Raw genomic sequence first — 21,318 nt, 5'->3', positions numbered from 1 at the left:
CCGGCCGCGCCTGTCGCGCCCCCGGCGCCCGTGGCTCCGGCCGCTCCCGCCCCGGCCCCCGCGCCGGTCCAGGCCGCGGCTCCGGTCGCTCCCCCGGCGCCCGCGCCGGTCGCCCCGGCTCCGGCTCCGGCTGCGGCTCCCGCCGCCGCGCAGGCCACCGACGAGGGTGCGTACGTGACCCCGCTGGTGCGCAAGCTCGCCGCCGAGAACGGCGTCGACCTGGGCAGCGTCAAGGGCACCGGCGTCGGCGGTCGTATCCGCAAGCAGGACGTCCTCGCCGCCGCCGAGGCCGCGAAGGCCGCCGCTGCCGCTCCGGCGCCCGCCGCCGCTGCCGTCGCCGCCCCGGCCGCCAAGAAGGCTCCGACCCTGGAGGCCTCTCCCCTCCGCGGCCAGACCATCAAGATGCCCCGCATCCGCAAGGTCATCGGCGACAACATGGTGAAGGCCCTGCACGAGCAGGCCCAGCTGTCCTCGGTCGTCGAGGTCGACATCACCCGTCTGATGAAGCTCCGCGCGCAGGCGAAGGACTCCTTCGCGGCCCGCGAGGGCGTCAAGCTCTCCCCGATGCCGTTCTTCGTGAAGGCGGCGGCCCAGGCACTGAAGGCGCACGCGCCGGTCAACGCCCGGATCAACGTGGACGAGGGCACGATCACCTACTTCGACACCGAGAACATCGGTATCGCGGTGGACTCCGAGAAGGGCCTGATGACCCCGGTCATCAAACACGCGGGCGACCTCAACATCGCCGGTATCGCGAAGGCGACGGCCGAGCTGGCGGGCAAGGTCCGAGCCAACAAGATCACCCCGGACGAGCTGTCCGGCGCGACCTTCACCATCTCCAACACCGGCTCGCGCGGCGCGCTCTTCGACACGATCATCGTGCCGCCGAACCAGGTCGCGATCCTGGGCATCGGCGCGACGGTCAAGCGCCCTGCGGTCATCGAGACGGAGGAGGGCACGGTCATCGGCGTACGCGACATGACGTACCTGACCCTGTCCTACGACCACCGCCTGGTCGACGGCGCCGACGCGGCCCGTTACCTGGTGGCCGTCAAGGCGATCCTGGAGGCGGGCGAGTTCGAGGTCGAGCTGGGCCTCTGATCAGCCTCTAGCGGTACGTACGGTGCCCCGCCCGGAGCCTTCCGGGCGGGGCACCGTCGTGTCGGCCTCTAGTGCGGCCTGAGCTTGTCGTCCGTCCAGCCGACCAGCGACTCGACCCACACATTCGGGATCGCCAGCTTTGCCGCCTTCGGAAGATGCCGGGTCCGGTAGGCCTTCAGGACGTCGTACGTGGCGTCCAGGCAGTCCCGGGAGGTCAGCTCGCCGGTCTCGGGGTCGACGCCGACCAGGAACCCGCGCTCCTCGACCGTACCGATCATGCCGCGAGCCGCCGGGACGTCGCTCCGCGAGGAGTTCGTACAGCGATAGCGGCTGTACGGGTGGTCGGACTTCCCGGGGTAGTGGGCGTCCCGGGACATCTCGCTGAGCATCTTCTTGTACGAGCCCTCGGTGTGCCAGGCCCCGATGTCACCGCCGGGCGGGGTGTACAGCTTGCCCGACGGGTTCTCGACCGCCCCGTACACCCAGCGGTCGGTGCCCGTGATGCGGAAGCCCCAGCCGACGTGGCCGAACCTCTGCGCACCGTCGGGCTTCACGAAGACGCAGGCCCCGCCGGAACGCCGGGGGCCGGCGGCGGCCGACATGCCCTGGAGCCCTTCCCCGGCACTGGCAACGGTGGCCGGTTTCTGCCCGGTACCCGTGCCGGCGCCCGGCCCGCACCCCGTCACACCCGCGACCGCCCCGGCCACCGCCATCGCCACGACCCACCGACCGACCGACACCGTTCATCCCGTCCCCCGATGGTCCAAGGGACGCACCGTTCGCGAACCCTCTGGAGACGGCGACACCGTTTCGGGTCACCGGGTTTCGCCGGTGACACGGCGGTGACGACTCCGGTCCGAGTCCGGTACAGGATCACGCCACCGCACTTTCCGGCCAAGTGGCTCTTTTTAATTGATCAAACTCCCTGGGCGCACAGGAAACAAAAAGCGAAAGGATTGGTTCCCCTCAGAACAAACAAAAGAATACCGACCCCTGGGGTTTCTTTTGAATTCACCTTGCTCTTGGCCGGAAGCAGCCCATACGATCAGCGCGGCGCCAAGGTGGCGGCTCCTCAGGGGATGAGGTTCCGCCATCGACTGGGGGGGCGCTCCGACGAGGCCAAGGCGGTGCTTATCCCTGCCCCTCCGTTTCCCTTCATGCACCACTGGATCGCACGAAAAGGAACGGAACCCAAGAAATGTCTCTCAGCAGAAGCAAGAGACTCGCCCTCGCCCTGGCGGGCGCGGCGGCTCTCACCCTCGGCAGCGCGGGAATCTCGGCGGCCAGCTCGGACGGCGGCACCATCTACAACACCACGGGCGGCGCCGCCGTCTGGTTCAAGGCGTACGGGGACCACGTCTGGGTCAAGGACATCGAGGCCGACGGCCACTCCGCGGTCGGCCTGTCGTACGTCCCGTACGACGGGATCGACACCGAGAACTGGGTGACGGGCGGCAACGGCACCACGGTGGACTTCAACTACGACTTCACCGAGAACGCCTACGTCTACTACAGGGCGTGCGTCGGGGAGTCGGGCACGGGAGACTACTTCTCCTGCAGCAGCTGGTACGTCGCCGTCGCCTGACCTGATCGCCAAGACTCTCACGGGGCGGGCGGCCGGCCGCCCGCCCCGTGCTGGAAGGCAACATGAAAACACTGCGGATCCTAGTAACTGCCTTTCTGGCCACGGGACTTGCCACCGGATGCTCGGCGGACGAGAAGAGCGCCGAGACGCCCGTGAAGGTCGGTCCCGTCGCCACACCGACGGCGGCGACCACGACGAAGATGCCCCTCGCGGCCTATCTGCCGACCGAGGACGAGCTGAACACCCTGGCCAGGGCCCAGACCTCACTCCTGCGCGACTGCATGGCCGAGTACGGTTTCGCCGACTCCGAGCTCGAAGCGCCGTCGGAGTGGCTGCTGTTCAAGGACATCAGCGAGGGAACCGGCCTTCCGGTCACCCTCGAACAGGCACAGCGGTACGGATACCACCCGGCCGGCACCGACACCGGCGGCGACAGCGACGACCAGGAGGCCGGCTCGGACTCACCGTCCGGTCTGCCCGCGCTGGCGACCGGGGACAAGCAGACCGAGCTGCTGGTGGCCAACGGCCCGGCCGCGGTCGCGGGTGCCTCCCCCGCCGCCTCCGGGCAGCGGGTGAACGGCAAGGAGGTCCCCGAAGGGGGCTGTGCCGGCCGCGCCCAGCAGACGATCGCCAAGAACACCCCCGCGCTGAAGAAATTCGGCTCGGACAACGCGGACCCGCTCAACGCCATTCTGGAAATACGGGCGGAATCCCACAGCAGTGCCATGCAGACCACCCTCTTCGAAAACATGGAGAAATCGTGGTCCGCATGCATGAAGAAATCCGGCTTCTCTTACGGAAGCCTGAAATCCGCCGCCGAGGACGGGGAATGGTCGAATAATCAGGTGGCGAGTGAACGCGAGATATCCGTGGCCACCGCCGATGTGAGATGCCGGATGTCCGCCAATTACCTGGGCGTGACCGAGGCCGTGTTCCTCGCCTACGAGAAGCAGGCCGTGGAGGACAACGCCGAGCTGCTCCAGGCCGTGCGGGACTACTACGACGCGATGCTGCGCAACGCGGCCAAGGTCGTGTGACCGATGGCCGAGGGACTTGTCCGGCGGCGCCGCGTCCTGGCCCTGGTGGCCGGGGGCGCGGCGCTGTTCGCGGGCGGCGGTGTGGCCGCCTCCCTGTATGTGAAGTCGCCCGCCCAGGCGGTCGCCGACACCAAGGCGCCCGAGCCCGACGTCCTCACCGCCGAGGTCGAGCGCCGGGTGCTCGCCGACACCGTCGTCCTGCGCGGCACCGTGCGCGCGGGCCGGACGGTCACGGTGACCCCGTCCGCCACCGCCTCCGGTGAGAGCGGCAGCGGCGGCTCGGTCATCGCGTCCAAGCTGCCGTACGCCGCCGGTGACGACGTGAAGGCGGGCAAGGTGGTCGCCGAGGTGTCCGGGCGCCCGGTGATCACGCTGAAGGGCCGGGTCGCCGCGTACCGGGATCTCAAGCCCGGTTCGAAGGGCGACGACGTGACCCAGCTCCAGCGGGCGCTGGCCGACCTCGGCTACGGCAGCGGAAGCGACACCACGGGCTCCTTCGGCACCGGCACCCAGGACGCCGTGGAGCGTCTCTACGCCGACCTCGGCTACGACCCGAGGCCCGCCTCGACCGGCGGGGAGGAGGCCGCGGCCCAGGCCGTGGAGAGCGCGGAGGACTCCGTCCGCAACGCCGAACGGATGCTGGAGGACGCGGAGGCCGTGGAGAAGCCGGACGCCACCCAGGTGAAGCGGGCCCGGGAGGATCTGGCGGACGCCCGGCAGGACCTCGCGGCGGCCCGGCTCCAGGCCGGTGCGATGCTGCCCGCCGCCGAGGTCGTCTTCCTGCCCTCGTTCCCGGCCCGCCTGGACGCGGTCGGCGCGGCAGTCGGCGAGCCCGTCTCCGGCACCCTGCTCACCCTGTCCTCGGGCGATCTGGTGGTCCAGGGCGGCGCGGCGGCCGACGAGAAGACGCTGCTGCGCAAGGGGCAGAAGGCCCAGATCCTGTCCGAACTGACCGGCAAGGAGTTCGCGGGCAAGGTGTCCACGGTCGCGACGACACCGACGACGAGCGGCGGCCAGGGTTCCGGAAGCGGGTCGGGAAGCGGGTCCGGGAGCTCCTCCGGCGGCTCCGGGACCGACACCGCCACGTACGCCGTGGTCGTCGTACCGGACACCGCACTGCCCAGGTCGCTGACCGGCCAGAACGTCCGCATCACCGTCACCTCGGCGGCCACCGGCGGCAAGGTGCTCGTGGTGCCGGTCGCCGCGGTCACCTCCGGCACCGACGGCCGGACCACCGTGACGGTCCTGCGCGGGGAGCGCCGGGACCGCGTGGAGGTCCGTACGGGCGCCACCGGGGACGGGTATGTGCAGGTCACGCCGGTGAGCGGGGCGGCTTCCGGTGCGAGTGCGGGAGCAACTACGAGCCTCGCCGCGGGGGACTCGGTCGTCGTGGGCACGTCGTCATGACGGAGCCCGGGCCGGCGCCGGAGGGCGCCACCGCTCCCCCGCCGCCACCGGTCATCGAGTTCCACGGGGTCGGGCTGACCTATCCCGGGCCGCCGCCCGTGCCCGCGCTGCTCCCCTGCGACCTGACCGTCCTCACCGGCGACTACGTGACCGTCGTAGGGCCGTCCGGGTCGGGGAAGTCGACGTTCCTGAACATCGCCGGGCTGTTGGACCGGCCCACCTCGGGGCGTTATCTCCTCGACGGGGTCGACACCGGGGCGGTCGGGGACGCCGGGCGGACCGCGCTGCGCGGGCGGCGGATCGGGTTCGTGTTCCAGTCCTTCCATCTGCTGCCGCACCGCAGCGCCCTGGAGAACGTCACACTGGCCCTCCTCTACAACGGCACCCCGCGCGGACAGCGGCTCGCGCTGGCCCGCGAGGCCCTGGAACGGGTGGGCCTGGGCCACCGGCTCGACGCCGTGCCGTCCCGGCTGTCCGGCGGGGAACGGCAGCGGGTGGCCATCGCGCGGGCCGTGGTGGCCCGCCCCTCGCTGCTGCTGTGCGACGAACCGACCGGCAACCTGGACACGGTCACCGCCGAGTCCGTGCTGAGCCTCCTCGACCAGCTGCACGGCGAGGGCATGACCCTGCTGGTCATCACCCACGACCGCGAGGTCGCCGCCCGCGGCCGGCGCACGGTCACGATCCGCGACGGAGTCCTGCGCGAGCGGGAGCAGCAGCACGAGGAGAGCGGGGTACGGACATGATCCGCTTCCGGCGTGCCCCGCGCGTTCCCCGCCTCACCACCCGGATGAGCCCTCGGGACCTGGTCTCCGAGGCACTGGGCGGGCTGCTCCAGCGGCCCGGACGGTCGGCGCTGACCAGCCTGGGGACCGTGCTCGGCGTGGGCACCTTCGTCGCCGTCCTGGGGCTGACGGCGACCACCTCGGCCCAGATCGACAGCACGTTCAACGCGCTCACGGCGACCGAGGTGACCGTCGAGGACACCGGCGGGGGCGATGCCGACGATGTGCCGCTGTCCTTCCCCGACGACGCGCAGCAACGGGTCGAGAAACTGCACGGCGTCGAGCACGCGGGCGTGTACTGGCAGGTCGGGCTGGAGGGACGGGAGGACGACACCGTACGGGCCACCCTGACCGGGGACGCGGGTGACGGGGAGCGCGGGGCGAGTGTCGTCGCGGCGGACCCGGGGCTGCTCGGGGCCGTGGAGCCGACGCTGCGCGAGGGGCGGCTGTTCGGCGCCTGGCACAGCGAGCACCGCCAGCCGGTCGCCGTGCTGGGCGCGGGGCTGGCCTCGCGGCTGGGCATCACCTCGCTGGAGAACGCCCCCGCCGTCCACATCGGCGGCCGGGCCTTCACGGTGGTCGGCATCCTGGACGACGTGGAGCGCCAGACGAGCCTGCTGCTGTCGGTGATCGTGCCGCGCACCACCGCCGAGGACATCTGGGGCCCGCCGGACGACAGCAGCCGGGCGAAGATGCTGGTGTCGACGGACGTCGGCGCGGCCCGCCAGATCGCCGACGAGCTGCCCGTCGCGCTCGACCCCGCGCACCAGGACCGGTTCGGCGCGGTACCGCCGCCCGACCCGAAGGCGCTGCGCTCCTCGGTCTCCAACGACCTCGGACAGCTGTTCCTGCTGCTGGCCTGCGTCTGTCTGGTGATCGGCGCGGTGGGCATCGCCAACACGACACTGGTCGCCGTCCTGGAACGCACCCCCGAAATCGGGCTGCGCCGGGCACTGGGGGCGCGCGGCATCCATGTGACCGGCCAGTTCCTCACCGAGTCGGCGGTACTGGGGCTGCTCGGCGGCCTGGTCGGGGCGAGCGTGGGCACCCTGGTCGTCGTCGGGGTGGCCGTGGCCCAGCACTGGACGGCGGTGGTGGAGCCGTTGACGGTGGCCACGGCCCCGGCCGCCGGAATGCTCACGGGACTGCTGGCGGGGGTGTACCCGGCGTGGCGGGCGGCGCGGATCCAGCCGGTGGAGGCGTTGCGGCGCTGAGGTGCGCGCCACGTTGGTCCACCTTCGTACGTGGTGCTGTGGCGTGCGCCCCGTCCGGTCTGTAACGCTCGTCTCACGTGTACGCGCACTCGTGCCCGGAAACCCTCTGGACAGGGACGCGGCCGTATTGTCTGTAGGTCAACGCCCCTGGGGCCGAAGCCCCTCCCTCAAGGAGCCCTCATGACCGCGCCCGTCGTCCACTCGCTGCGCGAGCAGATCCGCGAGCACATCGTGGAGGGGATCGTCAGCGGGCGCTGGAAGCCGGGCGAGCGGATCGTGGAGCGCCGGATCGCGACCGAGCTGGAGGTCAGCCAGACCCCCGTAAGGGAGGCGCTGCGGGAGCTGGAGTCGCTGCGGCTGATCGAGTCGGCCCCCAACAAGGGCGTCCGGGTACGGAACCTCACCGCCGCCGACCTGGAGGAGAGCTACCCCGTCCGGGCCGGCCTGGAGGCCATCGCGGCGGAACTGGCGGCGGCGAAGCTGGCGGACGACTGCTCGGCCCTCGAACCGCATGTCGCCGCCCTGTACGAGGCCGACCGCGCGTCGGACGGAACCGGCCAGGTGCGGCACACGGTGGCCTTCCACCGCGAGATGGTCCGCGCGGCCGGGAACTCGGTGCTGCTGCACACCTGGGAGGGGCTCGGCATCGAGGTGTTCACGGCCCTGTCGATCCGCTGGCTGGGAACCGTCCAGCAGTCGTACGCGGAGGAGCACGAGGAGCTGGTCGAGGCGTTCCGGCGGCGGGATCCGCGGATCGCGGAGCTGGTGAAGGCGCATGTGCTGGGGTGCGCGCCGCGCCCTTGAGGCAAGCGGTTACTTACTCGCTCACCTGCGGAAACCCGCTCTCGACGCGACACTCGGTGCCCGCACCAAAGGCACCCCGTGCCTACTTTCTCGTGATCAAGAGGTTTTGCCTTGAACCCTTTGATCGATCATCGATCAGGGAGTTAGAGTCGGCGACGGGTCCCCACAAGGACCCACAGCCCTGTCCTGCCAAAGACCAAGGGCACCCCCCTTCGACTGAGGAAGGCGGCGACATGACCGACCCCAAGGCCATCCAGCCGAGCGAGCTCGACCAGCTCCCCGACCGCGACCCGGAGGAGACCGCCGAATGGCAGGCCTCCCTGGACGCGGTCACCAAGGCGGCCGGGCCGCACCGTGCCGCGTATCTGATGCGCCGCACACTGGAGCGCGCCGAGGGCAACGGCATCGCGCTGCCCAAGCTCCTGGAGACGGACTACGTCAACACCATCCCGACCGCCGCCGAGCCCGCAGTGGACGGCGACGAGGCGATGGAGCACCGGATCGCCGCGTGGAACCGCTGGAACGCGGCTGCCATGGTGACCCGGGGCAGCAAACACGGCGTCGGCGGCCACATCGCCACCTTCGCCTCGGCGGCCTGGCTCTACGAGACGGGCTTCAACCACTTCTTCAAGGGCAAGGAGTCCGAGGAGGCCCCCGGCTCCGGTGACCAGCTCTACATCCAGGGCCACGCCTCCCCCGGCATCTACGCCCGCGCCTTCCTCGACGGCCGGCTGAACGAGGGCCACCTCGACAACTTCCGCCGTGAGTCGGGCGGCAACGGCCTCCCGTCGTACCCGCACCCGCGCCGGCTGCCCTGGCTGTGGGAGTTCCCGACGGTGTCGATGGGCCTCGGCCCGCTGTCGGCGATCTACCAGGCCCGCTTCAACCGCTACCTCACCAACCGCAACATCAAGGACGTCTCGGCGTCCCACGTGTGGGCGTTCCTCGGTGACGGCGAGATGGACGAGCCGGAGTCGACGGCGGCACTCGCGCTGGCCGCGCGCGAAGGTCTCGACAACCTGACCTTCGTCATCAACTGCAACCTCCAGCGCCTCGACGGCCCGGTCCGCGCGAACTTCAAGATCGTGCAGGAGCTGGAGGCCCAGTTCCGCGGCGCGGGCTGGAACGTGGTGAAAACCCTGTGGGGTACGGCGTGGGACGAGCTGTTCCAGCTGGACACCACGGGCGCGCTGGTGCGCAGGCTCCGCGAGGTGCCGGACGCCCAGGTGCAGACGTACCAGACGCGGGACGCGGCCTACATCCGCGCCGACTTCTTCGGCAAGGACCCGGCGCTCGTGGAGCTGGCGAAGCTGCTGAGCGACGACAAGATCCTGGAGTGTTTCCACCTCTCCCGTGGTGGCCACGAGTCCCGCAAGGTGTACGCGGCCTACAGGGCGGCGCTCGCACACAAGGGCGCCCCGACGGTGATCCTGGCCCAGACGGTCAAGGGCTTCACGCTGGGCGAGGGCTTCGCGTCGAAGAACGCCAACCACCAGATGAAGAAGCTGACGGTGGACGAGTTCAAGCGGATGCGTGATCTGCTCGAACTCCCCATCAAGGACAGTGACTTCGTCGACGGTGTGGTGCCTTACGGCCACCCGGGCGCCGACTCCCCCGAAGTCCGCTATCTCCAGGAGCGCCGCGCGGCCCTGGGCGGCCCGGCCCCGGCCCGCCGTACGCACGCGCTGGCCCCGCTCCCCGCTCCGGCGGAGAAGACGTTCACGTCGTTCGACAAGGGCTCCGGCTCACAGAACGTGGCGACGACGATGGCCTTCGTACGCCTGGTCAAGGACCTGGTCCGCGACAAGGAGACGGGCAAGCGCTGGGTGCCGATCGTCCCGGACGAGGCACGCACCTTCGGCATGGAGTCGCTGTTCCCGTCCCTGGGGATCTACTCCCCCAAGGGCCAGACGTACGAGCCGGTGGACCGCGACCAGCTCATGTACTACAAGGAGGCCAAGGACGGCCAGATCCTCAACGAGGGGATCACCGAGGCCGGTTCCATGGCGGACTTCATCGCCGCGTCGACGTCCTACTCGACGCACGGCGAGGCGATGATCCCCTTCTACATCTTCTACTCGATGTTCGGCTGGCAGCGCACCGCCGACCAGATGTGGCAGCTCGGCGACCAGCTCGGCCGCGGCTTCCTGGTCGGCGCGACGGCGGGCCGTACGACGCTGACGGGCGAGGGCCTGCAGCACGCGGACGGCCACTCTCCGGTGATCGCGGCGACGAACCCGGCGGCGCTGTCGTACGACCCGGCGTTCGCGTACGAGGTCGCGGTGATCGTGCGGGACGGCATCCGCCGGATGTACGGGGAGGCGGCGCCGGGCGAGGACCCGAACGTCTTCTACTACCTGACGGTGTACAACGAGCCGATCCCGCAGCCCGCGAAGCCGTCGGCGGAGGGGCTCGACGAGGGCATCGTCAAGGGGCTGTACCGCTTCAACACGGCGGAGTCGGCGGGGCTGAACGTGAGTGCGGCCAACGCGCCGCGCATCCAGTTGCTCGGCTCCGGTACGGCGATCCACTGGGCCCTGGCGGCGCAGCGGCTGCTCGCCGAGGAGTGGGGCGTGGCGGCGGACGTGTGGTCGGCGACGTCCTGGACGGAGCTGCGGCGGGACGCGCTGGAGGCGGACGCGGCGTTGCTGCGGGGTGAGGAGCGGGTGCCGTTCGTGCGGCAGGCGCTGCAGGGGGCGGAGGGTCCTGTGCTGGCGGTGTCCGACTACATGCGTCAGGTGCCGGACCAGATCGCGCAGTGGGTCGAGCAGGACTACTCGTCGCTCGGCGCGGACGGGTTCGGGCTGTCGGACACGCGGGACGCTGCGCGGCGGTACTTCGGGGTGGACGCGGAGTCGATCGTGGTGGCGGCGTTGGCGCAGCTGGCCCGGCGGGGGGAAGTGAAGGCGACGGCGGTCAAGGAGGCGCGGGAGCGGTACGGGTTGTAGGGCGGTTTTTTCCCTCGCCCCCGGACTCCCGCTCTGTCCTCAAACGCCGGACGGGCTGGGCATGTCAGCCCCTCCGGCGTTTGAGGAGCGGGGGTTCGGGGGCGGAGCCCCCGAGGATGGGACGGGTAGGGGCGGCGGGGGCGAGAAAAAGTACCCGGCATCATTGCCCCATGCGCGCTGCCCGTCTCATCAAAATGGTGCTGCTCCTCCAGTCCCGCCCCACCATGACCGCAGCCGAACTGGCCCGCGAGCTGGAGGTCTCCGAGCGCACCGTCACCCGCGACGCCCAGGCCCTCTCCGAAGCAGGCGTCCCCGTGTACGCCGACCGAGGACGCGCCGGCGGATACCGGCTGGTCGGCGGCTACCGTACCCGTCTCACCGGGCTCGCCCGCAGCGAGGCCGAGGCGCTATTCCTGAGCGGAGTACCGGGCGCCCTGCGCGAGATGGGCCTCGCGGACACCGCCTCCGCCGCCCGCCTCAAAGTGGCCGCCGCGCTCCTCCCCTCCCTCAGCGACACCCCCCGTACAGCCGCCCAACGCTTCCACCTCGACGCACCCGCCTGGTTCAGCGAACCCACCACCCCGGAGGCCCTCCCCGCCGTCGCGGACGCGGTGTGGGACGACCGTCCGGTGCTGGCGCGGTATCGGCGCGGCCCGAACGACACCGAGGTGGAGCGCACTCTGGAGCCTTACGGGCTCGTACTCAAGGCCGGCGTCTGGTATCTCTGCGCCCGCGTGCCGGAGGGCACCAGCCCCGGGCCCGGGCCCTTTCGGGTGTACCGCGTCGACCGCTTCACCTCCGTCCAGCCCGTCCAGGCCGGCCGGGCACCCGCAGAGAGCGCGCGCTTCTCTCGCGACGACACCTTCGACCTCCCCGCCTTCTGGGAGGAGCGCGCGGAGCAGTTCGCCCGTTCGATCCTGCGGGCCGAAGTCGTCCTGCGGCTCTCGGCGGAGGGCGCGCGCAGACTGCCGTACGCCGTCGATCCCGTCGCCGCCCGCGACGCGCTGGCTGCCTGCGGCGAGCCCGACGAGCAGGGACGGGTCACCGTGACGCTCGGCGTGGAGTCGGCGGAGGTCGCCCATACGCAGCTCGCGGCGCTCGGGCCGGAGGCGGAGGTGCTGGCGCCGGCCGAACTGCGCGAGCGGTTCGCGCGGGACGCACGGCGGCTGCAGGCTCTCTACGCGCCCTGACCCAATCGTCACTCGGCCCTGCACGCCTCTGAGCCTGTACACCCCATCACAATCCGTGCAGCTCCACGTGCGCACCTCCCCTCCAGGCCCGATGCTTGACCCGTGATGGACGAGACGGAGTTCTGGGAGCTGGTGGACGCGACCCGTGAGGCCGCCGAGGGGGACCCCGAGGATCAGGCCGATCTGCTGGTCGAGCGGTTGCTCCAGCTCGATCCGGACTCGGTCCTCGACTTCGCCCGGCACTTCGAGGCGCGCTACAACCGCGCCTACCGGTGGGATCTGTGGGGCGCCACCCGCGTGCTCCTCGACGGCGCCGGTGAGGAGGCCTTCGACTTCTTCCGGTGCTGGTTGATCGGGCAGGGGCGGGAGGTGTTCGAGGGGGCCCTGCACGGCGACCCCGACTCGCTCGCCGATCTGCTGGACGACTTCGACGACGAGATCGACGGGGACGGGGAGGAGCTGGGCTACGCCGCCGACGAGGCGTACGAGCAGCTCACCGGTACCGTCACCCCGGATCTGGGGATTCCGCCCGCGCCCGCGGAGCCCGAGGGCACGCCGCTCGACCTCGCGGACGAAGGGGCGCTCGCCGACCGGTTCCCCAAGCTGTGGCAGCGGTTCAAGGGCGGCTGACCGCCTGGCCTTCTGCCCTTCAGGCTGCCGCGCCTCGGCGTCGCGTCAGGTCCGACGCGATGTACGCCTGCTGCGTGTGCTCGGCCCGTACCGCGTGGTGCATGGGGGCCGAGTTGGCCTGGTCGAGGGCGGACGCGGTGACCGCCGCCGGGCCCAGGACGACCGTCGCGACCGCGCAGAGCACCGTCCACGGGTTCCGCGCGGCCCCGGCCCAGCCACCGCCCCCGGAAGACCTCTTGCCGCCGGTCCGCTCCACCGGGTTCGTACGACTGCTGCTGCTCATGATCCCCACCTCCGGCCAGTACCTGCGACTCAGTGCCTTGCTCAGTACCTTGTTGAGCGCCTTGTTCAGCGCCTACGACGAAGGTAGGAGCGGGAGTTGGGGCGTCTCCCTGAGTGCGCTGTGGCGTACCTGTGAGACCGCGCGAGACCGTACGGGCTGCCTACCGCTCAGCGTCTGCCCTGGAGTCGCGCCGCCGTCTGTCTGATCGACGGGAGGCGGGCCGTGAGGGCGGCGCCGGGGCAGCTCGTCATGTAGCCCTCCGTGTGGCCCGCCAGGGCGGGCAGGGAGACCTTGGTGCCGGAGCGGTAGCGGCTGAGGCTGTTGCTGGAGACCAGGGGGACGTGGCCGCGCGGGTCGGTGCCCGAGAGGCCGAGTTTCCAGGCGGCGAGGGCGGCGATGGCGTCGGTCATGGCCTGGGGTACCGGGACGCCCGCGGTGAAGGTGCCCAGGGCCGCGATGCCGGTGGTGCGGTGGTTGAAGCCCTGGGTGTGGGCGCCGGTCACCGGGCGGTCGACGCCGCCCGCGCGGCCCTCGTAGACGGTGCCGCAGCGGTCCACGACGAAGTTGTAGCCGATGTCGTCCCAGTCCCGGGTGCCGGTCTGGCCCGCGTAGAGGTAGCGGATGATGCGGGGCGCGTCGGCGCAGTCGTAGCCGTTCGGGGAGTCGGTGTGGTGGATGAACACCGCCACGACCCGGTCGTCGTAGCGCGGTGGCGGCTGGTCGCGTTCGGCGTCCGCGATCCAGGCGGTACGGGGCACGATGCGCGGCTTGGCGGCGGAGTGGACGACGGCCGGGCGGGCCGCGACGGGGTGGGCGGGGTTCGCGGCCGTGGTCGTACGGTCGACGCCCGCCGCGCACAGGACCAGGCCCGCGGCAGCGGCGAATCCGGGCAGGCAGGCGAGCGCCGCGCGGGCGGCGCCCGGCACGCGGCGGACCCGTGTGTCACCCCTGGACCCGTTGGACCCCATGGGCCCAACTGTGGGTCGGTTCCGTTCCGCCCGCGATGTGTGGTGTGCCACTTGGTGGAACCAAAGTCCCGGTCCGGGACGTTTTCAGGAGTCCGGGGGCCGGAAGCACCTGTTGTCTGTCTGTGTGTCCGACCGGCGGCTGATCACCGGGCCCGTCCCGCGCGTACTACCGCTTGTAAACCGCATGTACAGGGGGACCAAGGGGTCCAGGAGAAAGGCGGCCGGAGTGGACCTGCTCGACATCCTGCTGGTGCTGGTGATCCTCGGCTATGCCGCGTCCGGGTACCGGCGTGGCCTGGTGGCGGGCTGTGTCTCACTGGCCGGGTTCGTCGGCGGCGCCGTCGTCGGGGTGTGGGTGCTGCCGTGGATCATGGAGCTGGTCGAGGCGGGGACGCCCACCGCCACGGTGACCGCCGTGCTCACGGTGCTGGTGCCGGCGGTGGTGGGACACGAGCTGATGGGCAGACTCGCGCTGAAGCTGCGCCGCGAGCTGGACCGGGGGCCGCTGCGGGTCGCCGACGGGGTGGGCGGGGGCGTGGCCAACGCGGTCGCCGTGCTGATGGTGGCCTGGGTGGCCGCGAGCGTGCTCGGCGCCTCCTCCTCGCCGCTGGTGACGACGGCGATCCGGGACTCGGCGCTGCTGGGCGCGGTGCAGGACGCGATGCCGGAGACGACCCCGACCTGGTTCTCCCGGGCCACCTCGGCGCTCACCCAGGCGGGCTTCCCGCAGGTCTTCAACCCCTTCGAGAACGAACCGGCGACGAGCGTCGCCAAGCCCACCGGTGACAGCGTCACGGCGAGCGCGACGAACGCGGCGAAGATGAGCACGGTCAAGGTCGAGGGCGTCGCGGGCAACCAGGGCCGTGAGGGCAGCGGGTTCGTCTACTCCGCGCGGCATGTGATGACCAACGCCCATGTGGTGGCGGGCATCGACGACCCGACCGTCCGGGTGGGCGGCGTCGGGACGGCGTACGAGGCGCGGGTGGTGCTCTTCGACCCCGACAAGGACGTGGCCGTGCTGTACGTCCCCGAGCTGCGCGCCCCTGTTCTGCGCTTCGACGACAGCGCGAAGCGGGGCGACTCGGCGGTGGTCGCGGGCTATCCGCAGGACGGCGACCTGAACCTCCAGGCGGCGACGGTCGCCGACAAGGTGCGGGCGCGGGGCCAGAACATCTACAACAGCGACACGGTGACCCGCGAGATCTACTCGATCCGCTCGACCGTCCGCCCCGGCAACTCCGGCGGCCCGCTCCTCACCACGGACGGCAAGGTGTACGGCGTGGTCTTCGCCCGCTCGACGTCCGACGACGAGACGGGCTACGTCCTGACGGTCGACGAGGTCTCCGGCGACGCGAAGCGCGGGGCGGCCTCGACGACACCGGTGGACACGGGCGACCTGGTCACGTCCTGAGACCTGCCGAGACCTGCCGAGACCTACCGAGACCTACCGAGACCTGCTACGACCCGCGGTCAGAGCGTCCGGCCCATGAGTACGTCGTCCACGTACTCCCCGTCCAGCAGGAACTCGCCCGGCTGTATCCCCTCGACGACGAAGCCCTCCGACTCGTAGAGCTTGCGGGCCGGGGTGTTGTGCCCGAGGACGCGCAGGGAGAGGCGCAGGGCGCCCCGGCTGCGGGCCTCCGCGACGGCGGCCCGGATCAGCAGCCGTCCGACGCCCATGCCGCGGGCCTCGTCGGAGACGGCGAGCCCCTGGATCTGCCGCACGTGCGTGTTCGACGCGAGGGGGGTGGGCCGGGCGAGCCGGACATAACCCACGACCCGGCCGTCCCCGGTCACGGCGACCAGGTGGTCGCGCGGGTCGGAGGTCTCGAAGAACGGCGTGTACGGCGGTCTGGCGCGAGGGGTGACGGCGTGCAGGGTCGACCAGGTGGTGCGCTCCAGTCTGCCGAGCGCGTCCTCGTCGTCGGGCAGGGCTGTGCGCACGAACGGCTCACGGGTCCCGTGGTCCTCGTGTCCCTCGTCGGGCTGGTGCGGCGGCTGTGGCTCGGGCGGCATGGGAATCACTGTAGAGCGGGGGTACGACAACGGGTCCGGGGCGGGTGGCGCAGGATGGGGGCATGGAACGCTCGCGAATCGCGGTGGCCGGTGCGTCCGGCCTCATCGGTACGGCCCTGGCGCGGTCCCTGACCGCCGACGGGCACGAAGTGCGCCGCCTGGTGCGGCACGAGCCCCGGACGGCGGACGAGGTCCGCTGGGACCCGGCACGGCGGACGGTCGACACGGCCGGGCTCGTGGGCTGCGACGCCGTGGTGAACCTCGCCGGGGCGGGGGTGGGCGACCGGCGCTGGACGGACTCGTACAAGCGGACGATCCGGGACAGCCGGGTCCTGGGCACGGCGACGCTCGCCGAGGCGGTCGCCTCGCTGGACGAGCCGCCTCGGGTCTTCGTGAACGGCAGCGCGATGGGCTACTACGGGGAGACCGGCGAGCGCGCCGTGGACGAGGACTCCCCCGCGGGGGCCGGTTTCCTGCCCTCGGTGTGCGTGGAGTGGGAGGCGGCCACGGGTCCGGCCCAGGAGGCGGGCGTACGGACGGTCTTCGCGCGGACCGGGCTGGTGGTGGCGCGCGGCGGCGGGGCCTGGGGCAAGCTGTTCCCCCTGTTCAAGGCGGGCCTGGGCGGGCGGATGGGCGACGGCGGCCAGTACTGGTCGTTCATCGCGCTGCACGACGAGGTGGCGGCGATCCGGCATCTCATCGACACCGACGGGCTGTCCGGGCCGTTCAACCTGACGGCCCCGCAGCCGCTCACCAACCGGGAGATCACGGCGGCGATGGGCCGGGTACTGAGCCGGCCGACGCTCTTCGCGGTACCGGCGCCCGTGCTGCGGCTGGTGCTGGGCGAGATGTCCGGGGACGTGCTCGGCAGCGCGCGCGTGCTGCCCAAGCGGCTGCTGGAGTCCGGGTTCACGTTCGCGCACCCGGAGATCGACGACGCGATCCGGGCGGCGCTCGCCTGACCCCTCCCCGCGCCCGCGCCCGTGTCGCCGCCGACGGGGTGCCGCCGTATGCGACCGGTGTGCGACCGTGCCCTGTCCATGCGCGACTCCCGGTTGCCGTGGGCGGCCCTACCCTCGATCCGAACTCGCTTGTCCCGTATGCCTGTTGGGGCACGTGCCCCGGCCGGCCGCGCACCGCGATCGAGGGAGGGCACGTGCTTGAGCCCGCGTACCAGGCGGACGTCGTCATCGTGGGGGCCGGGGTCGCCGGACTCGCGGCGGCCCACCGGCTGACCAGCGCAGGAGTAACGACCGTGGTCCTGGAGGCCGCCCCTTACGTCGGGGGCCGGATGGCGACCGAGAAGGTCGACGGTTTCCGGCTCGACCGCGTCGGGCAGCTCCTGTCGACGTCGTATCCCGAACTGCGGCTGACCCCCGGCCTGGACGCCCTCGTGCTGCGTCCCTTCGCACCCGGTGTCCTGGTGCACAGTGACGGACGCAGGCACCGCGCGGGCGCTCCACTGAGCGGCGGGGGCGCACGGGGCGCACTCGGCGCGGTGCGCGCCCTGGCGAGCGCCCCCAGGTCGGCCAGGTCACCCCGCCCGACGGCATCGGCGGGGGCGCGCACCGGCGCTCCGCTGGCCGGGGCGGTGGGCGGCGCGGTCGGCGGAGCGGTCGATCAGGCCAGGCTCGGCGCCGCCCTCAACCGGCTCGCCGCCGTCCCCGTACAGCGCCTGCTGGCCCGCCCCGAGCTGCCGGCCGCGCAGGCCCTGGCCAACCGCGGTCTGCCCGCACGCACGATCGAGGGCTTCCTGCGCCCCCTGCTGGCCGCGCTGCTCTGCGACCCCGAGCTGACCACGTCGAGCCGGTGCGCGGATCTGGCGCTGCGGGCGTTCGCGGGCGGCCGGCTGTGCGTACCGGAGGGCGGCGCGGAGACACTCCCCGAGCTGCTCGCACGGGCGCTGCCGCCGGGCACCGTGCACACGGGCGTCCGGGTCACCTCGGTCTCCACGAACCTGGTCACCACCGCCGACCACGGCGAACTGCGCTGCCGCGCCGTCCTGGTGGCGACCGACGCCCGCGCCGCCGCCGAGTTGCTGCCCGGGCTGCGCGTCCCCGACTTCCACCCGGTGACCGTCGTCCACCACACGGCCGACGAGGCCCCCGAGTCCGGCGCCTTCCTGCTGCTGGACGCGGACCGCCGGGGCCCGGTCGCCCACACGGCGGTGATCAGCCACGTGGACCCGACCCGCTCCCCCGCCGGCCGCCCCCTGATCTCGTCGACGGTCCTGGGCACCCCGCCGGAGGACGTGGACCAGGCGGTACGGGCCCACCTGTCCCGCCTCTACGGCACGTCGACGACCCGCTGGGAGACCCTCGCCGTGCACCACACCGCCGAGGCGGTCCCGGCGATGCGCCCACCCCACGACCTGCGCCGCCCGGTACGCCTCCTGGCGGGCCTGTACGTCTGCGGCGACCACCGGGACACCAGCACCGTCCAGGGCGCCCTGCACTCGGGCCACCGGGCGGCGTCGGCCCTCCTGACGGACCTGGGCGCGGAACCGGTACGGGTGCAGGAGCCGTTAGCGGCGTGAGCTTGATGGCGACGGTTAGGCCCGCGCCCCAAAGGGGCGCGGGGCTGTATCGATATGCGGCTCCGCCGCGTGGGCGCGACAAGCCACGACGGCGCAGCACCGAACCACGAACCCCCAAGCCCCCCTACCCGAGCGCGGCGACCTTGTCCCGATACCCCCTCACCGGCGCCGCATCGCGATACGGCTCCAACCGCCGCTCGAAGTCCCGCACATACTCCGACGCCCGAACAGACCGCATCTCCGCAGCCGCCCCCGCCGCCTCCGCCCCCAGCAGACACGCCTGATCCAGCTCACCGAGCCCCAACCGGGCCGAGGCGAGCACGACCCGGCAGAACAGCCGACTGCGGGCGAACGCGGGCGCACGCAACTGCAGCGAGCGCTCCGCGTGCTGCGCGGCGGCGCGGAACTGCTGCAGATCCCGGTGGCAGTGCCCGAACTCGTCGGCGAGCTGCGCCTCGTCGAAGAACCGCGCCCAGTGCGGCACCTCGTCGCCGGGCCGGGCCGCTTCGAGGGCGCGCTCGGCCCGTACGAGCGACGCGGTGCAGGCCCGGACCTCCCCGAGCACCCCGTGGGCGCGCGCCTCGCACGCGTGCAGCAGCGACTGCACGACGGGCGGCGCTGTCGTACCGACCCCCTGCTGGGCCACCCGCGCGAGCTGGACGGCCTCCCGCCCGTGCCCGAGGTAGACGGCCTGGCGGCTCATGGTGGCGAGCACGTAGGAGCCGTACGCCCGGTCCCCGGCCGCCTGGGCGAGCCGGAGGGCCTGGACGAAGTAGCGCTGGGCGAGACCGTGCGCGGCGATGTCGTACGAGGTCCAGCCCGCGAGCCGGGTGAGGTCGGAGGCCGCCGCGAACAGGCGGCGGCCCGTCTGCTCGCCGTAGGTGCCGCGCAGCATGGGCTCGGTCTCGTGTTCGAGGTAGCGGACCAGGGCCTGTCTGGCGTGGCCGCCGCCGTAGGCGTCGTCGAGGGTGCGGAACAGCTCGCCGACCGAGCGGAGGGCGGCGATGTCGCCGCCGGTGACCTTCTGCCCGGGCCCGCGTTCGACCTGCCCGCGCTGCCGGGGCACGCCGGGCCGCCCCTGTACGGGCACCCGGACGACGGGCGGCGGCTGATCGCCCCGGCCGACCCGGTCGTCGGGCCGTCCGATCAGCCAGTCCCTGCTGGGCACCACGAGCCCGGCCGGGGTGAAGGCGATCTTGCGCAGCTCGGCGTGGCTGCCGGAGTCCTTGCGCCACAGCCCGCTGACGATGTCGACGGCCTCCTCGGGGGTGGCCGCGAACTCCAGTCCCGCGTACACGGGCGCGCAGGCGTCGAGCCCGAGGTCCTGGGCGGTGAGCCGGCGGCCGAGGCGGCGGGTGAACACCTCGGCGATGAGCGCGGGGGTGGTGCCGCGCGGCTGCTGTCCGCGCAGCCAGCGGGTCACCGATGTCTTGTCGTATCTGAGATCGAGTCCGTGTTCAAGGCCGAGTTGATCGACCCGACGGGCCAGACCCGCGTTGGAGAATCCCGCTTCTGCGATGAGCGCGGCGAGCTGTCGATTGGGAGTGCGCTGCGCGGGTCGTTCCGTCATCTGCGGTGCGGTCTCCTGCCTTCGGGCCCTCTGATGTGCCCGTGATGTGCCCGGATTGCTGGTGAGCAGCCCTTTTATGGCCTGGCGAACGGCGCGAATGTAGCGGAGCGTAAGCAGCCGATCGCACATTTCGCCGTACATTCATCCGATCGTGTGAGGATTGGGCGCCGGACTGACGGGCAGCGGCCGGACGTACAGTGGCTTGGGCGCGTTATGCGCCTGACGGAACCACGGAGCCATACAGCCAGGGCCAGGGAGGCACTTGCCGTGAGTGAGTTGCGGTTCGTCCGGATGGGCTTCGACGGCCCGGGGGGTACCGACGGCGTCGAGTACGTCGACTACCAGGAGGCCTGGGACGAGCAGCGCCGGGTGCACGCGGCCCGTTTCGCGGACGAGATCCCCGACACCTGCCTGCTCCTCGTGCACCCCCCGGTGTACACGGCCGGCCGGCGCACCGACCCGAGCGAGCGCCCCCTCGACGGCACACCGGTGGTCGACGTGGACCGCGGCGGCAAGATCACCTGGCACGGCCCGGGCCAGCTGGTGGGCTACCCCATCCAGAAGCTGCCGCGTCCGGTGGACGTCGTGGCGCATGTACGGCGGCTGGAGGAGGCGTTGATCCGGACGTGCGCGGAGTTCGGGGTGGAGACGTCGCGGGTGGAGGGCCGGAGCGGGGTGTGGGTGCTCGGCGACCCGGTCGACCAACGCCCTCCCGTCACGCTGGGCGGCCTCTCGCTGGACCTGGACCCCCGCCTGACGGACGAGGAGTTCGACCCGCGCCTGAACGGCCCCGAGTACGCGCCCTCGAACGCGGGCCAGCGCCGCGAGGACCGCAAGCTGGCGGCGATCGGGATCCGGGTGGCGAAGGGCGTCACGATGCACGGCTTCTCGCTGAACGTGAACCCGGACAACGTGTGGTTCGACCGGATCATCCCGTGCGGCATCCGTGACGCGGGGGTCACGTCGCTCGCGAACGAGCTGGAGCGGGATGTGACCGTGCGGGAGGTGTTGCCGGTGGTGGAGCGGCGGTTGCGGGAGGTTCTGGAGGGGGCGGAGCTGCGGGCGCGGGTGGTGGAGCGGGCGTCGGCGTAGGGGGTTTCCTCGCCCCCGCCGCCCCTACCCGTCCCATCCTTCGGGGGCTCCGCCCCCGAACCCCCGTTGTCGCGCTGAACGCGCTCGTCCTCAAACGCCGGACGGGCTGACATACCCAGCCCGTCCGGCGTTTGAGGACGAGGCCGTCCAGG

The 21,318-nt window shown here is 72.0% G+C and carries 19 protein-coding genes; 14 read left to right on the top strand and 5 right to left on the bottom strand.

All coding sequences use genetic code 11. The annotated features are described in order from the left end of the window. A partial coding sequence (sucB, locus tag CW359_RS43730; RefSeq protein WP_105975839.1) for a 2-oxoglutarate dehydrogenase, E2 component, dihydrolipoamide succinyltransferase occupies positions 1-1,101 on the top strand: 1,101 nt, incomplete at its 5' end. Between the two features lie 68 nt (positions 1,102-1,169). On the opposite strand, the gene CW359_RS43725 is transcribed toward sucB, so the two are convergent. Then, the gene (locus CW359_RS43725) at positions 1,170-1,841 is read right to left on the bottom strand and encodes a hypothetical protein (RefSeq protein ID WP_232838859.1); all 672 of its coding nucleotides are present in this window, start codon (positions 1,839-1,841) and stop codon (positions 1,170-1,172) included. A gap of 458 nt (positions 1,842-2,299) precedes the next feature. Between CW359_RS43725 and CW359_RS43720 the strand changes: the two genes are divergently transcribed. The 9 genes from CW359_RS43720 to CW359_RS43680 all read left to right on the top strand — a co-directional run bounded on the left by CW359_RS43720 (position 2,300) and on the right by CW359_RS43680 (position 12,701). Continuing rightward, the gene (locus CW359_RS43720; protein ID WP_105975837.1) at positions 2,300-2,686 is read left to right on the top strand and encodes a hypothetical protein; all 387 of its coding nucleotides are present in this window, start codon (positions 2,300-2,302) and stop codon (positions 2,684-2,686) included. A gap of 62 nt (positions 2,687-2,748) precedes the next feature. Next, a complete protein-coding gene (locus CW359_RS43715) occupies positions 2,749-3,723 on the top strand; it encodes a hypothetical protein (RefSeq protein WP_157968747.1) in 975 nt (324 codons plus the stop codon). A gap of 3 nt (positions 3,724-3,726) precedes the next feature. Further along, positions 3,727-5,130, top strand: a complete 1,404-nt coding sequence (locus CW359_RS43710) for a peptidoglycan-binding protein (protein ID WP_105975835.1) — start codon at positions 3,727-3,729, stop codon at positions 5,128-5,130. Continuing rightward, the gene (locus CW359_RS43705) at positions 5,127-5,876 is read left to right on the top strand and encodes an ABC transporter ATP-binding protein (protein WP_105975834.1); all 750 of its coding nucleotides are present in this window, start codon (positions 5,127-5,129) and stop codon (positions 5,874-5,876) included. The genes CW359_RS43710 and CW359_RS43705 overlap by 4 nt, the downstream gene beginning before the upstream one ends. Then, positions 5,873-7,129: an ABC transporter permease gene (locus tag CW359_RS43700; protein ID WP_105975833.1), complete on the top strand. Its 1,257-nt coding sequence runs from the start codon at positions 5,873-5,875 to the stop codon at positions 7,127-7,129. The genes CW359_RS43705 and CW359_RS43700 overlap by 4 nt, the downstream gene beginning before the upstream one ends. Before the next feature lie 180 nt (positions 7,130-7,309). After that, positions 7,310-7,933, top strand: coding sequence for a GntR family transcriptional regulator (locus CW359_RS43695; protein ID WP_105975832.1), 624 nt, complete (start codon positions 7,310-7,312; stop codon positions 7,931-7,933). Between the two features lie 233 nt (positions 7,934-8,166). After that, a complete protein-coding gene (gene aceE / locus CW359_RS43690; protein WP_105975831.1) occupies positions 8,167-10,881 on the top strand; it encodes a pyruvate dehydrogenase (acetyl-transferring), homodimeric type in 2,715 nt (904 codons plus the stop codon). Between the two features lie 170 nt (positions 10,882-11,051). Then, the gene (locus CW359_RS43685; protein ID WP_105975830.1) at positions 11,052-12,071 is read left to right on the top strand and encodes a helix-turn-helix transcriptional regulator; all 1,020 of its coding nucleotides are present in this window, start codon (positions 11,052-11,054) and stop codon (positions 12,069-12,071) included. Positions 12,072-12,176: 105 nt separating this feature from the next. After that, the gene (locus CW359_RS43680; RefSeq protein ID WP_105975829.1) at positions 12,177-12,701 is read left to right on the top strand and encodes a DUF4240 domain-containing protein; all 525 of its coding nucleotides are present in this window, start codon (positions 12,177-12,179) and stop codon (positions 12,699-12,701) included. A 19-nt stretch (positions 12,702-12,720) separates the two neighbouring features. Here the strand turns inward: CW359_RS43680 and CW359_RS43675 are convergent, their stop codons facing one another. Further along, positions 12,721-12,984, bottom strand: coding sequence for a hypothetical protein (locus tag CW359_RS43675; protein WP_157968746.1), 264 nt, complete (start codon positions 12,982-12,984; stop codon positions 12,721-12,723). Positions 12,985-13,151: 167 nt separating this feature from the next. Then, positions 13,152-13,952 (bottom strand): peptidoglycan recognition protein family protein, encoded by an 801-nt coding sequence (locus CW359_RS43670; RefSeq protein ID WP_105975827.1) that lies wholly within the window; start codon positions 13,950-13,952, stop codon positions 13,152-13,154. A 226-nt stretch (positions 13,953-14,178) separates the two neighbouring features. Here CW359_RS43670 and CW359_RS43665 point away from each other — a divergent pair, with 226 nt between their 5' ends. Beyond that, positions 14,179-15,363, top strand: coding sequence for a MarP family serine protease (locus tag CW359_RS43665; protein ID WP_105975826.1), 1,185 nt, complete (start codon positions 14,179-14,181; stop codon positions 15,361-15,363). Between the two features lie 59 nt (positions 15,364-15,422). On the opposite strand, the gene CW359_RS43660 is transcribed toward CW359_RS43665, so the two are convergent. Beyond that, positions 15,423-15,968, bottom strand: coding sequence for a GNAT family N-acetyltransferase (locus tag CW359_RS43660; protein ID WP_105975825.1), 546 nt, complete (start codon positions 15,966-15,968; stop codon positions 15,423-15,425). A gap of 62 nt (positions 15,969-16,030) precedes the next feature. Between CW359_RS43660 and CW359_RS43655 the strand changes: the two genes are divergently transcribed. Together CW359_RS43655 and CW359_RS43650 are read left to right on the top strand one after the other, a co-directional pair. After that, entirely contained in the window at positions 16,031-16,930 is a 900-nt protein-coding gene (locus tag CW359_RS43655; protein WP_198655604.1) for a TIGR01777 family oxidoreductase, read from the top strand. A gap of 194 nt (positions 16,931-17,124) precedes the next feature. Next, the gene (locus tag CW359_RS43650) at positions 17,125-18,504 is read left to right on the top strand and encodes an NAD(P)/FAD-dependent oxidoreductase (RefSeq protein ID WP_105975824.1); all 1,380 of its coding nucleotides are present in this window, start codon (positions 17,125-17,127) and stop codon (positions 18,502-18,504) included. Between the two features lie 124 nt (positions 18,505-18,628). On the opposite strand, the gene CW359_RS43645 is transcribed toward CW359_RS43650, so the two are convergent. After that, entirely contained in the window at positions 18,629-20,074 is a 1,446-nt protein-coding gene (locus CW359_RS43645; RefSeq protein ID WP_105975823.1) for an NsdA family TPR-like regulatory protein, read from the bottom strand. 267 nt (positions 20,075-20,341) lie between these two features. On the opposite strand from CW359_RS43645, the gene lipB reads away from it, so the two are divergent. Beyond that, positions 20,342-21,166, top strand: a complete 825-nt coding sequence (gene lipB, locus CW359_RS43640; protein WP_105975822.1) for a lipoyl(octanoyl) transferase LipB — start codon at positions 20,342-20,344, stop codon at positions 21,164-21,166. Positions 21,167-21,318 lie beyond the last annotated feature (152 nt).

It is taken from the genome of Streptomyces geranii (assembly GCF_002954775.1).
Classification (GTDB): domain Bacteria; phylum Actinomycetota; class Actinomycetes; order Streptomycetales; family Streptomycetaceae; genus Streptomyces; species Streptomyces geranii.
This window is presented reverse-complemented; position numbering and strand designations above follow the sequence as displayed.